Here is a 14,208-nt window from a genome sequence, read left to right as displayed (position 1 = left end):
CCCGGTCCTTGGGCAAGGCCTGCTCAACGGCTCATTTGGTGCTTTTTTCCAGCGCGTCCAAACGGGCCTTCAGCGCTTCGTTTTCCTCGCGGGCCTTCTGCGCCATCAGGCGCACGGCCTCGAACTCTTCGCGGGTGACGAAATCGCGATCCGCCAGCCAGCGATCCATCAGGCTTTTCATCGCCGTCTCGGCCTCGTCCTTGGCGCCCTGGGCCACGCCCATTGCGTTGGTCATCAATTGGGACATATCGTCCAGAAATTTGTTCCGGGTCTGCATCCTGCGTCTCCACCGTTACAGTTTGACACCTATATGGGCCGCAAAGGGCCGGGCCACAAGGTTGACTTCCCCGCCATAGCAGAGGCACAGAGACGCATATGACATTCGCGATCCCATTTCCGCAAATTTCGCCCGAGATTTTCTCGATCTCGCTGTTCGGAATTGACTTTGCCCTGCGTTGGTACGCGCTGGCCTATATTGCCGGCATTCTGATCGGCTGGCGGCTGGTACTCAGCGCCATTCGCCGCCCGGCGCTGTGGCGCGATGGCCCCCCGATGACGGCTGCACAGGTCGAGGATCTGCTGACCTGGATGATTTTGGGCATCATCCTGGGCGGGCGTCTGGGATTCGTGCTGTTTTACCGCCCCGGCTATTATCTGGACCACCCGGCCGAGATTTTGCAGATCTGGAGCGGCGGCATGTCCTTTCACGGGGGATTTCTGGGCGTGGTGATTGCCGCGCTGATCTTTACCAAACGCCACAACATCCCGCGCCTGCCCACTGCGGATTTACTGGCGCTGGCCGTTCCAATCGGGCTGATGCTGGGCCGGATCGCCAATTTCATCAACGCCGAGCTATGGGGCCGTCCCACCGATCTGCCCTGGGGCGTTGTGTTCCCCGGTGCCTCGGCTCAGGCCTGCGAAGGCGTGGTGGGTCTCTGCGCGCGCCATCCCTCGCAGCTCTATGAGGCCTTTCTGGAGGGGGTCGTCCTGGCCTCGGTTCTGTTGTGGCTGGCTTTCCGCTCTGGGGCGCTGAAAAAGCCGGGGCTGCTGCTGGGCGTTTTCCTGACTGGCTATGGGCTGGCCCGCGTGATCGTGGAACATTTCCGTCAGGCCGACGATCAGTTCATCACGCTGGAGAACCCGATGGGCCATATCCTGCGACTGGGCGAATGGGGGCTGACGATGGGGCAGCTGCTGTCCTTGCCCATGGTGGCGGTTGGTCTGGGGGTTCTGTTTTATGTGCGGCGCTCAAAATGAGCCTGACCGACCACCTGATCGCCCGCATCCGCCGCACCGGCCCGCTGTCGGTGGCGGATTATATGGCCGAATGCCTGCTGCACCCGACGCTTGGCTATTATACCACCCGCGATCCTTTGGGCGCGGCGGGGGATTTCACCACGGCGCCGGAAATCAGCCAGATGTTTGGCGAATTGATCGGGCTATCGCTGGCCCAAAGCTGGATGGATCAGGGCGCGCCCGCCGCTTTCGTTCTGGCCGAGGCCGGGCCGGGGCGCGGCACTTTGATGGCGGATATTCTGCGTGCCACGCGGGCGGTGCCGGGGTTCCATGCGGGCCTGCACCTACACCTGATCGAGGCCTCGCCGACCTTGCGCGCCGCGCAGGCCGATCGGCTGGCCGGCCACGCGCCTGAATGGCACGACAGCCTGTCCGAACTGCCCTCGGATTTACCTGTGTTCTTTGTGGCCAACGAATTTTTCGACGCGCTGCCCATCCGGCAATTCATCCGCGACGGCGCGGGATGGCGCGAGCGGCGGATCGCGCAAACCGAGGGGGCCCTGTCCTTTGCCCTGACCGAGCCCACGCCCCAGCCATCGCTGGATCACCGTCTGGATGACACCAAGGATGGCGATCTGGTGGAACTATGCCCCGCCGCCACGGCCATAAGTGCCCAGATCGCTCAGCATATCGCCCAAAATGGCGGCGCGGCGCTGTTCATTGATTACGGCGACTGGCGCTCTTTGGGGGACACGCTGCAAGCGCTACACGCGCATCAGCACGTTGACCCGCTGACCGATCCGGGCAATTGCGATCTGACCGCCCATGTCGATTTCGAGGCCCTGGTCCAGGGCCTGCCCTGCCCGCACACGCGCCTGACCCCCCAAGGCGTTTTTCTGGAACGCCTGGGGATCACCCAGCGCGCACAATCCCTGGCCAGCCGTCTGGAGGGCGAGCCGCTGAACGCGCTGATCGCGGCACATCGGCGCTTGACGCACCCGGCGGAAATGGGGACGCTCTTCAAAGTGATCGGGCTCTATCCGGACGGACAGACGCCCCCACCCGGACTGGAAACCTAAAAGAAAATGACCCTTGAAATCCTGACCTCCGATCTGCTGCACGGCACGCGCCATGGGTTCTTCACCCGTCGGGGCGGGGCCTCTTCGGGGATCTTCGACGGGCTGAACTGTGGCTTCGGATCCTCGGATCAACGCGAGATCGTCACGATCAATCGCGCCCGTGTGGCTCAGGCGATGGATGTCCCGCACAGCCATCTGGTGACGATCCACCAGACCCATTCACCGAACGTCGAGGTGATTACGGCTGCGGATCAGGAAACCGGCCCCGCCGATGCGATGGTCACGAATGTGCCGGGGCTGGCCCTGGGCATTCTGACGGCCGATTGCCAGCCGGTTCTGTTTGCGGACACGCAGGCGGGCGTTGTTGGCGCGGCCCATGCAGGCTGGCGCGGCGCGCTGGACGGGGTGCTGGAGGCGACGGTCTCGGCGATGGAAAGCCTGGGCGCCGACCGGGCACATATTCACGCGGTGATCGGCCCTTCGATCAGCCAGAAAGCCTACGAAGTCGGGCCCGAATTTTTTGACGATTTCCTGGCCGAGACCCCCGATAACGCACGGTTCTTTGCCTCTGGTCAGGGGGATCGGATGATGTTTGACCTGCCCGCCTTTGGGCTGTCCAGGCTGCGTGCCTGCGGCGTCGGTCAGGCCGAGTGGATCAGGCATTGCACCTATTCCGATCCGGATCGGTTCTATTCCTATCGCCGCACCACCCATGCGGGTGAGGCCGATTATGGCCGCCTGATCTCTGCCATTCGCGTCTAGGCCTGCCGCCTTAGTATTTCCCCAATGTGACGTCCATCGCGCCCAAACAATGCCGCATTGGCAAGGCAGATTGTTTCTGAAGCAAGACACTCAAAGCCGCAGGAGCACCAAAATGGCCCGCAAGCAAAAACGCTGGATGAAATCCGTGATCGAAACCTCGAAATCCGACATGCCCGCCATGCCCTGGGCGCGCAAGGCCCAGAATTCGAAGGCGACATCGAAACCGGCAAAACGCCGCGCCAGCTGATCCTGCGCACAGAATCAATGCGCCCCACTGAAAACAAGACCGCCTTCGGGCGGTCTCTTTTTTGGTCCTGACGTCTGGCCGAATCGAAATGTGGCGCAGCCGTCCACGCCAGGGAAACAATCATGGGGCGAATCCCTGATTTCCCCTGAATCCGCGACACAATAGGCTGAAAGCTTTGACAATGCGGGGACAAAGCCTGCATTATTTCCTGACTAGCAGATGGAAACCTGTCCTTCTGTCGTTGTCGGTGGGGGCCGACGCGGATGTGACGAACCTGGAATAGGTGCGTACATGAATAAGTTTGCCCCCGTCTTTGACGCGGTCACCCGTCCCTCTCTCACGTCGCGGAACACTCCGGCGATGGCGCGGCGGCCCGGTGTCACCCGGCGCTATGACATCTCATTTCTGAACGATGACATGACGCCCGAATTCCGGCAAACTGTTGCACCCTCTCTGCCCTCGTTCGAGGCAGCCTTCTCGGCTTTTGGTCGCGGATTGCTGCTGAGCACATCCCAAGGCCCCTGCGCCATCGAAGATCTGCAACCCGGAATGCTGGTTGAAACGGTCGAACACGGTCCTCTTCCCGTGCAATGGATCGGATCCATGCAGATCATCCCCAACGTGCCGGCCGATCGGCCCGAGCTGTCCCGACTGGTCCGAATCATGGCGGATCGGTTTGGCATCGGCCGGCCCGTTGTGGATATGATCCTGGGGCCGGGTGCGCGACTGTTACAAGGAGAAGGCCCAGACGCGATCTATGTCCCCGCGCAGGATATGGTGGATGGCGACGGGGTGTTCCAACTGACACCGCCCGCCCCGACGCGGGTGTATCATATCGCCCTGCCGCAGCAGGCGACGATCCTGGCGGGCGGCTTGCAGCTGGAATCCTATCACCCCGGCCCCCACCGGGCCGAGATGCTGGGCCCGGAAATGCTGCGGCTTTATCTCAGCCTGTTCCCGCATGTGACGAATCTGTCTGGCTTTGGCAGCATGGCGCATCCGCGCACAGACAGCACGCACCAGTTGCAGGCCGAACTTTACTGATCAGGCCGAGCGGTTCAGCCGCTCTTCGAGCACATCGAAAGGCACGCCCGGATCGTCCTTAGCGTTCCGAATCACCAAAGATGTCTTCACGCTGGCCACATTATCGGCTGCGGTCAGTTGCTCGGTCAGGAAGGATTGAAAGGTGCTCAGGTCCGGGGCCACGCATTTCAGAATGAAATCGACCTCACCATTAAGCATGTGACATTCACGAACCAGCGGCCAATCCTGGCAGCGCTGTTCAAAGGCGCTCAGGTCCACCTCCGCCTGGCTTTGCAGCCCCACCATGGCGAACACCTGCACCTCAAAGCCCAGCTCACGCGAATCAACCCTGGCGTGATAGCCCTGGATAAAGCCCTCCTCCTCCAGCGAGCGCACACGGCGCAGGCAGGGCGGCGCAGAAATCCCGACGCGTTTGGCCAATTCGACGTTGGTCATACGACCGTTCGCCTGAAGCTCGGCCAGAATTTTGCGATCAATGGGATCAAGACGCGAGGTCGGCATAACTATCCTCCTATGCAACGGTTTCTTATATCACCCTTCACTGGCGCGCAATATTCTTTCGCCCAAAGGCAAGATAGTTACGTTTTCCTCAAATCATATGCACATTTCCTGATCGCGTCCTCAAACCGGGGATGTGACTGAACGGGGGGTTTTCGCAGCCCGTTGTGCAGATTATATGCGTAGGCAGCCAACTCATGCGGAAAAGGGAAAAACATGGCCGAAACGCGACACACCAAGGTTCTGATCATCGGCTCGGGGCCCGCAGGCTATACTGCTGGCGTTTATGCCTCTCGTGCCATGCTGAACCCGATCCTGGTGCAGGGGATCGAACCCGGCGGGCAACTGACAACCACCACCGAGGTTGAAAACTATCCCGGCTTCACCGAAATTCAGGGCCCCGATCTGATGATCAAAATGCAGGAACACGCATCGGCGATGGGCTGCGAGATCATCGGCGACATCATCACCGATCTGGACACCTCGGCCCGTCCGTTCAAGGCAACGGGCGACAGCGGCACCGTTTACACGGCCGACGCGGTGATCCTGTGCACCGGCGCACGCGCGAAATGGCTGGGGCTGGACAGCGAAGAAGCCTACAAAGGCTTTGGCGTCTCGGCCTGCGCCACCTGCGACGGGTTCTTTTATCGCGGGCAGGAAATCGTGGTCATCGGCGGCGGCAACACTGCGGTCGAAGAGGCGCTGTTCCTGACGAACTTTGCCTCTAAGGTGACCCTGATCCACCGCCGCGACGAACTGCGCGCCGAGAAGATCCTGATCGACCGCCTGATGAAAAACGAAAAGATCGAGCCCCTGTGGGATCACGTACTGGAAGACGTCCTCGGCGAGGATACCCCCAAAGGCGTCACCGGCGTGCGGGTGAAGAATGTGAAAACCGATGTGGTTTCGGAAATCCCCTGCAAGGGCGTCTTTGTTGCCATCGGCCACGCCCCCGCCAACGAACTGGTCAAGGACGTGCTGGAGTTGCACAACGGCGGCTATGTCAGCGTGAAGCCCGGCACCACCGAAACCTCGATCCCCGGTATTTTCGCCGCCGGAGATCTGACAGACCACAAATACCGTCAGGCGATCACCTCGGCGGGGATGGGCTGCATGGCCGCGCTGGATGCGGAACGCTTCTTGGCGGAACAAGAATAATCCCGCCCGATTGTTCCCAAAGCCCGGCCTTTGCGCCGGGCTTTTCCCATCGCATCGGCGGAATGTGGCCAAATCTCCTTATTCCCAGCGGGGATAAAAGTTTGTTCTTTTCTGAACGAACCTCATCACCTATATGTTCATCCATGAACAAACCTTGAGCCCCTGCGATGACCGCATCCAAAACGAAACCCAACGTCGCGGAAGAAGACCTGCTTTTCCGCCTTCTGCGCCAGCTGGATCAGGCGCCGGAAGCCTCGCAGCGCGCGACGGCCCAGACGCTTGGGGTGTCTTTGGGGCGGCTGAACACGCAGCTGCGCGCCGCCACGGACGCAGGTTTCATCAAGATCACCGAACATTCAAGCCAGGACAAACGGCAGCGCTATGCCTATGCGATCACCGCGCGTGGGGCCGCTGAAAAATCCCGGCTGACCGATCAGTTTTTGGCCCGGAAACTGGCCGAATACGATGCCCTCCATGCCGAGTTGACCGGCACCTCCAGCGGCTTTGCGCCATTGAAAAACAGGAATAAATTCGTGCAAAACAACCTTGCCCCCATCCCCGAGCTATATGTCTCTCATGACTCGGCCCAAAAGCTGAAAATCGAAGCAGCCGGCCTGACCAGCTGGGATCTGACCCCGCGCCAGATCTGCGATCTGGAACTGCTGATGAACGGTGGCTTCAACCCGCTGAAAGGCTTCATGGGCGAGCACGACTATAACAGCGTCGTCGAAAACATGCGCCTGGAAGACGGCAGCCTGTGGCCGATGCCGATCACTCTGGATGTCAGCGTCGAGTTTGCCGATCAGCTGGAAATCGGCCAGGACATCGCCCTGCGCGATCAGGAAGGCGTCATTCTGGCCACCATGACCGTCACCGACCGCTGGGAGCCGAACAAATCCAACGAGGCCGAGAAGGTTTTTGGCGCGGATGACGTGGCGCACCCTGCCGTGAACTATCTGCACAACACTGCCGGTCGCATCTATCTGGGCGGCCCCGTCGTCGGCATCCAGCAGCCCGTGCATTACGATTTCCGCGCCCGCCGCGACACTCCGAACGAGCTGCGCGCCTATTTCCGCAAACTGGGCTGGCGCAAAATCGTGGCCTTCCAGACCCGGAACCCGCTGCACCGTGCGCATCAGGAACTGACCTTCCGCGCCGCGCGCGAAGCTCAGGCCAACCTGCTGATCCACCCCGTTGTCGGCATGACCAAACCAGGTGACGTGGACCACTTCACCCGCGTGCGCTGCTACGAGGCCGTGCTGGACAAATATCCCCAGTCCACCACCACCATGTCGCTGCTGAACCTGGCCATGCGGATGGCCGGCCCGCGCGAGGCCGTCTGGCACGGCCTGATCCGCGCCAACCACGGCTGCACGCATTTCATCGTTGGCCGCGACCACGCCGGCCCCGGCAAAAACAGCCAGGGCGAAGATTTCTACGGCCCCTATGACGCGCAGGATCTGTTCCGCAAACACCAGGATGAAATCGGCATCGAAATGGTTGATTTCAAACACATGGTCTGGGTGTCAGAGCGCGCGCAATACGAAGCCATGGACGAAATCAAAGACAAGGATGACGTCACCATCCTGAATATCTCGGGGACCGAACTGCGCCGCCGTCTGCGCGAAGGACTGGAAATCCCTGAATGGTTCTCGTTCCCTGAGGTGGTCAAGGAACTGCGCCGCACCTCTCCGCCGCGTAGCAAACAGGGTTTCACCGTGTTCTTCACCGGCCTGTCCGGATCCGGCAAATCCACCATCGCCAACGCGCTGATGGTCAAGCTGATGGAAATGGGCGGCCGCCCCGTGACCCTGCTGGACGGTGACATCGTGCGTAAAAACCTGTCGTCCGAGCTGGGCTTCAGCAAAGAGCACCGCGATCTGAACATCCGCCGCATCGGCTATGTGGCCTCTGAGATCACGAAAAACGGCGGGATCGCCATCTGTGCGCCCATCGCGCCCTACACCGCAACCCGCCGCGCCGTACGCGAGGACATCGAACAGTATGGCGCCTTCGTCGAGGTCCATGTCGCGACCAGCCTGGAAGAGTGCGAACGCCGCGACCGCAAGGGCCTGTACAAACTGGCCCGCGAAGGCAAAATCAAGGAGTTCACCGGGATTTCCGATCCCTATGAAAGCCCCACGAAGGCCGAGCTGGTCGTCGAAACGGAAAACGTGGATGTCGATAACTGCGCCCACCAGGTTCTGCTGAAACTGGAATCGATGGGTCTGATCTCGGGCACCTAAGCCTGCATCCGGAAACAAACAAGCGCCCCGCCAATCTGGTGGGGCGTTTTGCGTTGTCAGCGCAGATGGCGCCGCAGCAGCCACAGATAAAACAAATGCCCCAGGATGAACGAAACCGCCGAGATGCCCTGCGCCTCTCGCAGACCCTGCTGGGCGGGAATAAAGCCAACGCCCAGCATCGTCACGAAGGCCAGAGCCGGTAAGAACGCCAGCGCCACCATGCGCGGCGCGCTCCAACCTGCGTGCCCCGTCAGCGAAAACTGCATCGGCAGCCGGTCTGCATGGGGTAACATCTGGTGCGCCCGGATCGACAACAGGGTCAAAACGGCCGCCACAAAGGCAGCGACAAGCATCCTCGCCTAGTGTACCGTTACCGGCGCGAAATCGTGCTGACGCGCCAGGCTAAAGGCCAGTTGGCGGTCATTGACCAGCGCCAGACGCTCGCCCTCGGCGCTGTGCACCGCATAGAGCGTGGTCTGCCCCTGCGCCTGTGCACGCAGTTCCTCGGGCAGGTCGGCCACCTCGACGGACCGGACATAGACGATCCGCCCCTCTGTTTCCGAGCCGAAATCATATTTAGTATCCATGACTTACCCCTTTCTGATCTGAATGCTTTGCACAACGGTGTCGGGCTGGACCCGGTTCAGATCCACATGCAGCAGACCGTTTTCCATCACGGCCTCGCCCACCTCGACCCCATCGGCCAGAACGAACGAGCGCTGAAACTGCCGCGCCGCGATCCCGCGATGCAAAAAGACCCGGCCGTCCTGATCTTCTTTTTGGCGTCCGCGAATGACCAGTTGACGGTCCTCTAGCGTGATCGCCAGATCCTCTTCGGCGAAACCGGCGACGGCCAGCGTGATCCGAAAGGAATTCTCCGAGGTTTGTTCGATATTGAAAGGGGGATAGCCTTCGTTGCCGGATTTGGCATTGCGTTCCAGCAGGCGTTCCAGCTGGTCAAATCCCAACAGATACGGGTGCGACCCCAGGGTAAGCTTCGTCATCGGCACGTCCTTAGTCTAAGCGACAGTCCATTTTCCGGATCCCGTTTCGGCAACCCGTCCTCAGAAATATGGGCATGGCGGGGCCAGGGCGCAAGACCTTTGCGAAAAGCTTCGTTTTCAGTATCTTAAAACCACAGCCAACAATAAGAATCAGAGCCATGAACGCCCCTTCAGACATTTCGATGAAAACCGATGACGTCTTGCGGGTGGAGCTTGAGGTTTTTCGCCAGGAACACCGCGATCTGGACGAGGCGATCACCGCCATGGTGGACCGCGGCACCGCCGATCAGCTGACGATCCAGCGCCTAAAGAAGAAAAAGCTGCGCCTGAAGGACATGATCGCCCTGATCGAGGACCGTTTGACGCCGGATATCATTGCGTAAACGCCTGCCTTGGCTATAGTGCGCGCTCGCAGATAAGGGGCGCAGAATGACTGACGTAAAAGTGGGCATTATCATGGGCAGCCAATCGGACTGGCCCACCATGAAAGAAGCAGCCGATGTGCTGGACGAGCTGGGCATCGCCTATGAGGCAAAGATCGTCTCGGCGCACCGCACGCCTGATCGTCTGTGGACCTATGGCAAAACCGCCGTTGATCGTGGCCTGCATGTGATCATCGCCGGCGCGGGCGGGGCGGCGCATCTGCCGGGCATGATGGCCTCGAAGACGCGGGTGCCGGTGATCGGCGTCCCGGTGCAAACCAAGGCCCTGTCCGGCGTCGATAGCCTCTATTCCATCCTGCAAATGCCGCGCGGCTTTCCCGTGGCCACCATGGCCATTGGCGGTGCAGGCGCGAAAAACGCGGGCCTGATGGCCGCCGGCATTCTGGCCACTAATGACCCTGAAATCGCCCAGCGGCTGGATGCCTGGCGCGATGCCCTGTCTGCCTCGATCCCGCAGGAGCCTTCGGATGACTGACGCACTGCAAACCGGCGCAACCATTGGCATTCTGGGCGGCGGCCAGCTGGGCCGTATGCTGTCTGTCGCGGCCGCGCGGCTGGGGCTCAAGACCCACATCTTTGAACCGGGCGCCAACCCGCCCGCCGCTGACGTGGCCCATACCGTGACCACCGCCGCCTACGAGGACGAGGCCGCCCTGCGCGCCTTTGCCGCCACCGTGGACGTGATCACGTATGAGTTTGAAAACATCCCCACCTCGGCGCTGGACATTCTGGAATCGCTCAAACCGATCCGCCCGAACCGCCGCGCGCTGGCCGTCAGCCAGGACCGCCTGACCGAGAAGGCCTTCCTGACCGAGCTGGGCCTGCAAACCGCCCCCTTTGCCGCCGTCGATGATGACATTGACCTGGCCGAGGCCATCGCGGAAATCGGCACCCCTGCCATTCTGAAAACCCGCCGCTTTGGCTATGACGGTAAGGGCCAATCGCGCCTGAAATCCGCCGATGATGCCGAAAAGGCGCTGGCGGATATGGCCGGTGCGCCCGCGATCCTCGAAGGTTTTGTCAACTTCACCCACGAGGTCTCGGTGATCGGCACCCGCGCTGCGGACGGGCAGGTCTCCTGCTTTGACCCCGGCGAAAACGTCCACCGCGATGGGATTTTGCACACCACCACCGTGCCCGCCAACCTGACCGGCAGCCAGAAAATGGATGCCGTGCTGCTGACCGGCAAGATCCTGAACGCGCTGAAATATGTCGGCACCATGGGGGTGGAACTGTTTGTCACGCCGCGGGGCCTGATCGTGAATGAAATCGCCCCGCGCGTGCATAATTCCGGCCATTGGACGCAAAACGGCTGCGCCATCGACCAGTTCGAGCAACACATCCGCGCCGTTGCGGGCTGGCCTCTGGGCGATGGCTCGCGTCATTCGGACGTGGTGATGGAGAACCTGATCGGAGACGACATGGACCGCGTTCCCGAAATTTCCGCCGAGCCGAACGCCGCGCTGCATCTATACGGTAAGGCCGAGACGAAACCTGGCCGTAAAATGGGCCACGTGAACCGCATAACAGGCTGATTTTCAGGCGATAAAACGGGTGGCGGCCTCTCCGGCCAGATGTGTCACCCGCCCGCCTGCAATCGTTGCGCCAACGCGGCCATGCTGATCCAAAACCACCAGATCGGCGCGTTTTCCTGGCTCTAGGCTACCGCGATCCGACAGCCCCAACAGCCGCGCCGGACCGCTGGAGACCAGCCCCCAATCCCCCAGCATCAGCGCCGCCTGCAACGGCGCAGGATAGTGATAATCCGAGGCCAGCGCATTCCCGATCCCGTCGCCAATCAACTGGGCCGCGCTGACATTTCCAGAATGCGAGCCCCCGCGCACCACATTCGGTGCCCCCAGAATGACAGGATCACCGGCAGCCGCCGCAGCCTCGGCCGCCTCTTGGGTTTCGGGGAATTCAGCAACGCGCAGCCCCAGCCTGCGGGCCGTCGCCCGGCCCTGCGCCGTGCAGTCATCGTGGCTGCCCATGATCACCCCCATTTCCCCCAGTCGCGCAGCCAGCCCGGCCATCGCTGCCGGCACCTGAGGACCGGCCTCATGCAGCCGCTTCAGCAGCGCATGATGCGCCTCGGGCGAGCGCCCGCTTTTCAGCGCCTGCCCCGTCAAACGCGGAGGCCGCTTGCCCTTGGCCAGGGCGTCATGCGGCAGGTGATCATTGAACACCACAAAGCCAATACCGTGACGCTGCACCAGATCGGCAATCGCGTCGTAATCATCCAGAAGATGGGTTTCAAACCGCAATTGCACGCGCATATCCGTGCCTAATGTCCGATAGCGCGCCAGGGCTTCGATCATACGGCGGGCGAAATCAGGGCCGCGCATTCCGCCTTCCCAGCTCCAGAATTGCGCCAGCATGGCGGTGGTGATCCCGTTCGCCGCCAGATCGGCCTCGGCCGAGGCCAGACCCACCGCCAGATCCGTCATCGCCCCACGGCGCGGTGCCAGATGGCGTTCGAACCCGTCCCCATGCGCGTCAATAATCCCCGGCAGGATGCGAAATCCGGACAGATCAATGCGCCGCCCCACGGGCGCCTGCGCAATCACCCCGCCCGCAATCGACAGCGGCGCGTAATCCACACCGCCAGGGCGCAAAACCTGCGCATTTTCAAAGGTCAGAGAAAGGCTCATCTATTTCTCAGGCAGCGTCAGAAACGCCCACCCCCATGTCATATCGGGATCGAATGCCCCTTTCTCGATGAATTCCGGAACCTGCGCAATCATCAGAGGATTGTTCATGATGAAAGTATGGATGACGGGCAACACGATATGATCCGCCATTCCGGCAACGCGGGTCCAGCCGGCTGAAACCTTCCCATCGGCCGGGCCGTTGATCCAGTCAAACGGCTCCAACTGGCCCAATGTCCACCAGCTCGGCCCCGGCATTCAGAGGCGACAACATCACGTCACAATCGCGAATAGGCTGCGGGATAGACCAGTTCCGCCATGATGCCGGCGTTTTCAGACCGGATCGGATAGAGCAACGTGTTTTCCCGCGAAAAAGGAGTCTCCAGCGCCTCGGCACTGCTGCGGGTAAAGCCGAAGCGCTGATAATACCGGGCGTTGCCCAGCACCGTCACCGCGCCGGCGTCCACCTTGCGCGCTTCGTCCAGAATCGCCCGGACCAGATCGCTGCCAATCCCCTGCCCGCGCCGCTCGGGGGACACCGCAATCGAGGACAGAATGAACCAGGCTGGCGGATGACGGTGGCGCGTCAGGCTGACATGGCCGTGCACTTTGCCCCCGTCCTCCCAGACCAGCTCCGCAGCGATATCGCCCGCTTCTCGCAGGGCTTGCACCAGCCAGGCCTCGTAGCTGCGTTTGTAGGAGCGGCCCATCAAGGCCGCCACCTGGAAATAATCTGACGGCAACAGGGCCCGGATCATTCGAAAAACTCTTCCAAAACAAGCTACTAGAGCAACCGTTCTATAGAGTATCGTGCCAGCCGCCGATGGCAAGGCTCGCCATCAAGTTTTCCACACTTTTTACGAGAATATTAACGTAACGAAATTCACGTCAATCACAGCCGTGCTAAACCAACCCGTGAGACTTGAGACTATTGCGGATTTTCAAAGCGGCCTGATTGTGCAGCTTGGGGTTTGGCAAATCCGCAGCGGCAAATGCCTCCATCTGTCCGAAAACCATGCCTTTTGTGCCCGCTTCCTGTGCCTCATCGTCCGGTGTAATGGCAATCACATCGGCGCATCTTTTCCGCACCGGCTCAAGCAGGCGTTCATCCAAAAACGGATCAAGCCTTTGTTCTTCCTTCGGTTTTTGCATCCACACCACGAATGTTGGCCGGTCGATCCGCCGTACCATTCCAATCAACGAGGTCAGCCAGATCTTGCGGCAATCCCGTACGATCTTCTCAAACGCCCGCGGAGACGTGCGCCGCAATTTCCGCAACAAGTGACCGACAAAGTGAAACTCGGTAAAGTCCAGTTGCGGGTACATCGTCGTCAACGCAGGGCGCACTTTGATGAACCTGTCATTTCTGCGCGGATGAACTGCGTAAAAATTATTCGTTACATATTGTGGCCCCATCACCTGCAAAACCGCAAACTCAGCCCCCCGAGCGATATTCAGCACCGTCGGATCCGTGCGAAACGTCTCGATCCCGGCATTGACTACCCCCAGATTCACGCTGGTCAGGCCGGTCCAATCCTCCACCAAAGACGGATAGGGCCGCGCAATGAATTTCCCGTAAGTCTCTGTTCCGCCGATGAAAACGCCGTATGGCGCATCCAGTGATCGTTCTGGCCCCCGAAAATGAAGCCGGTCCTGGCCGTAGCCACATGTCAGATAATCCAGGGCCCCCGCCCCGGTATGTTCATAGGTCATCTCACCCACCATATTTTCACCCAAGTCAGAGAGTCGCGCACAGAACTTGACAATTCGCTAATGGGCGAATTTGAGTAACATTTCGCACATATGCTGCGTATGCAGCGTAGTGTTGGGCGTGAACATGACG

Annotated in this window: 19 protein-coding genes; 10 read left to right on the top strand and 9 right to left on the bottom strand. The window is 60.7% G+C overall.

Annotated features, from left to right (window positions below; genetic code table 11):
• Nucleotides 1-31: 31 nt before the first annotated feature.
• The gene (locus tag ACP15O_RS11415) at nucleotides 32-277 is read right to left on the bottom strand and encodes an accessory factor UbiK family protein (RefSeq protein WP_425096223.1); all 246 of its coding nucleotides are present in this window, start codon (nucleotides 275-277) and stop codon (nucleotides 32-34) included.
• A 98-nt stretch (nucleotides 278-375) separates the two neighbouring features.
• On the opposite strand from ACP15O_RS11415, the gene lgt reads away from it, so the two are divergent.
• The 5 genes from lgt (at nucleotide 376) to ACP15O_RS11390 (ending at nucleotide 4,368) form a co-directional block, all read left to right on the top strand.
• Nucleotides 376-1,257, top strand: coding sequence for a prolipoprotein diacylglyceryl transferase (gene lgt / locus ACP15O_RS11410; RefSeq protein WP_425096222.1), 882 nt, complete (start codon nucleotides 376-378; stop codon nucleotides 1,255-1,257).
• Complete coding sequence (locus tag ACP15O_RS11405) at nucleotides 1,254-2,315, top strand: class I SAM-dependent methyltransferase (RefSeq protein ID WP_425096221.1); 1,062 nt, start codon at nucleotides 1,254-1,256, stop codon at nucleotides 2,313-2,315. The genes lgt and ACP15O_RS11405 overlap by 4 nt, the downstream gene beginning before the upstream one ends.
• Before the next feature lie 6 nt (nucleotides 2,316-2,321).
• A complete protein-coding gene (gene pgeF, locus ACP15O_RS11400) occupies nucleotides 2,322-3,077 on the top strand; it encodes a peptidoglycan editing factor PgeF (RefSeq protein ID WP_425096220.1) in 756 nt (251 codons plus the stop codon).
• A 112-nt stretch (nucleotides 3,078-3,189) separates the two neighbouring features.
• On the top strand, nucleotides 3,190-3,324 hold the full coding sequence (locus ACP15O_RS11395; RefSeq protein ID WP_425096219.1) for a hypothetical protein: 135 nt from the start codon (nucleotides 3,190-3,192) through the stop codon (nucleotides 3,322-3,324).
• 291 nt (nucleotides 3,325-3,615) lie between these two features.
• Nucleotides 3,616-4,368: a Hint domain-containing protein gene (locus tag ACP15O_RS11390; protein WP_425096218.1), complete on the top strand. Its 753-nt coding sequence runs from the start codon at nucleotides 3,616-3,618 to the stop codon at nucleotides 4,366-4,368.
• Here the strand turns inward: ACP15O_RS11390 and ACP15O_RS11385 are convergent, their stop codons facing one another.
• Nucleotides 4,369-4,869, bottom strand: coding sequence for an Lrp/AsnC family transcriptional regulator (locus ACP15O_RS11385; protein WP_425096217.1), 501 nt, complete (start codon nucleotides 4,867-4,869; stop codon nucleotides 4,369-4,371).
• A 213-nt stretch (nucleotides 4,870-5,082) separates the two neighbouring features.
• Here ACP15O_RS11385 and trxB point away from each other — a divergent pair, with 213 nt between their 5' ends.
• Together trxB and ACP15O_RS11375 are read left to right on the top strand one after the other, a co-directional pair.
• Nucleotides 5,083-6,024: a thioredoxin-disulfide reductase gene (gene trxB / locus ACP15O_RS11380; protein ID WP_425096216.1), complete on the top strand. Its 942-nt coding sequence runs from the start codon at nucleotides 5,083-5,085 to the stop codon at nucleotides 6,022-6,024.
• A gap of 167 nt (nucleotides 6,025-6,191) precedes the next feature.
• Nucleotides 6,192-8,270 carry a bifunctional sulfate adenylyltransferase/adenylylsulfate kinase gene (locus tag ACP15O_RS11375; protein ID WP_425096215.1) on the top strand — a complete coding sequence of 693 codons (2,079 nt, stop codon included), beginning with the start codon at nucleotides 6,192-6,194 and terminating at the stop codon, nucleotides 8,268-8,270.
• A gap of 56 nt (nucleotides 8,271-8,326) precedes the next feature.
• Here the strand turns inward: ACP15O_RS11375 and ACP15O_RS11370 are convergent, their stop codons facing one another.
• The 3 genes from ACP15O_RS11370 to ACP15O_RS11360 all read right to left on the bottom strand — a co-directional run bounded on the left by ACP15O_RS11370 (nucleotide 8,327) and on the right by ACP15O_RS11360 (nucleotide 9,274).
• The gene (locus tag ACP15O_RS11370) at nucleotides 8,327-8,563 is read right to left on the bottom strand and encodes a hypothetical protein (protein ID WP_425096214.1); all 237 of its coding nucleotides are present in this window, start codon (nucleotides 8,561-8,563) and stop codon (nucleotides 8,327-8,329) included.
• 66 nt (nucleotides 8,564-8,629) lie between these two features.
• Nucleotides 8,630-8,857 carry a DUF1150 family protein gene (locus ACP15O_RS11365; RefSeq protein WP_425096213.1) on the bottom strand — a complete coding sequence of 76 codons (228 nt, stop codon included), beginning with the start codon at nucleotides 8,855-8,857 and terminating at the stop codon, nucleotides 8,630-8,632.
• A 3-nt stretch (nucleotides 8,858-8,860) separates the two neighbouring features.
• Nucleotides 8,861-9,274: an Hsp20 family protein gene (locus tag ACP15O_RS11360; protein WP_425096212.1), complete on the bottom strand. Its 414-nt coding sequence runs from the start codon at nucleotides 9,272-9,274 to the stop codon at nucleotides 8,861-8,863.
• Between the two features lie 158 nt (nucleotides 9,275-9,432).
• Between ACP15O_RS11360 and ACP15O_RS11355 the strand changes: the two genes are divergently transcribed.
• From ACP15O_RS11355 to ACP15O_RS11345, 3 genes are read left to right on the top strand one after another with little or no spacing between them, the layout of a single operon-like run.
• Nucleotides 9,433-9,657, top strand: a complete 225-nt coding sequence (locus tag ACP15O_RS11355) for a YdcH family protein (RefSeq protein WP_425096211.1) — start codon at nucleotides 9,433-9,435, stop codon at nucleotides 9,655-9,657.
• 46 nt (nucleotides 9,658-9,703) lie between these two features.
• Nucleotides 9,704-10,192 (top strand): 5-(carboxyamino)imidazole ribonucleotide mutase, encoded by a 489-nt coding sequence (gene purE / locus ACP15O_RS11350; protein WP_425096210.1) that lies wholly within the window; start codon nucleotides 9,704-9,706, stop codon nucleotides 10,190-10,192.
• Nucleotides 10,185-11,252, top strand: a complete 1,068-nt coding sequence (locus ACP15O_RS11345; RefSeq protein ID WP_425096209.1) for a 5-(carboxyamino)imidazole ribonucleotide synthase — start codon at nucleotides 10,185-10,187, stop codon at nucleotides 11,250-11,252. Before purE ends, ACP15O_RS11345 begins: the two co-directional genes overlap by 8 nt.
• 3 nt (nucleotides 11,253-11,255) lie before the next feature.
• Here ACP15O_RS11345 and ACP15O_RS11340 read toward each other — a convergent pair whose 3' ends face one another.
• From ACP15O_RS11340 to ACP15O_RS11325, 4 genes are all read right to left on the bottom strand, one after another.
• The gene (locus ACP15O_RS11340; protein ID WP_425096208.1) at nucleotides 11,256-12,368 is read right to left on the bottom strand and encodes an alpha-D-ribose 1-methylphosphonate 5-triphosphate diphosphatase; all 1,113 of its coding nucleotides are present in this window, start codon (nucleotides 12,366-12,368) and stop codon (nucleotides 11,256-11,258) included.
• On the bottom strand, nucleotides 12,369-12,623 hold the full coding sequence (locus tag ACP15O_RS11335; protein ID WP_425096207.1) for a hypothetical protein: 255 nt from the start codon (nucleotides 12,621-12,623) through the stop codon (nucleotides 12,369-12,371). It lies immediately after the preceding gene.
• Between the two features lie 20 nt (nucleotides 12,624-12,643).
• On the bottom strand, nucleotides 12,644-13,123 hold the full coding sequence (locus ACP15O_RS11330; RefSeq protein WP_425096206.1) for a GNAT family N-acetyltransferase: 480 nt from the start codon (nucleotides 13,121-13,123) through the stop codon (nucleotides 12,644-12,646).
• Between the two features lie 145 nt (nucleotides 13,124-13,268).
• Nucleotides 13,269-14,078, bottom strand: a complete 810-nt coding sequence (locus tag ACP15O_RS11325) for a DUF6473 family protein (RefSeq protein ID WP_425096205.1) — start codon at nucleotides 14,076-14,078, stop codon at nucleotides 13,269-13,271.
• Between the last annotated feature and the right edge of the window lie 130 nt (nucleotides 14,079-14,208).

Source organism: Youngimonas ophiurae (nom. illeg.) (assembly GCF_049803795.1).
Lineage (GTDB): Bacteria > Pseudomonadota > Alphaproteobacteria > Rhodobacterales > Rhodobacteraceae > Thalassobius.
Note: the sequence above shows the minus strand (reverse complement) of the source record. Positions and strands in the feature narration are given on the sequence as shown.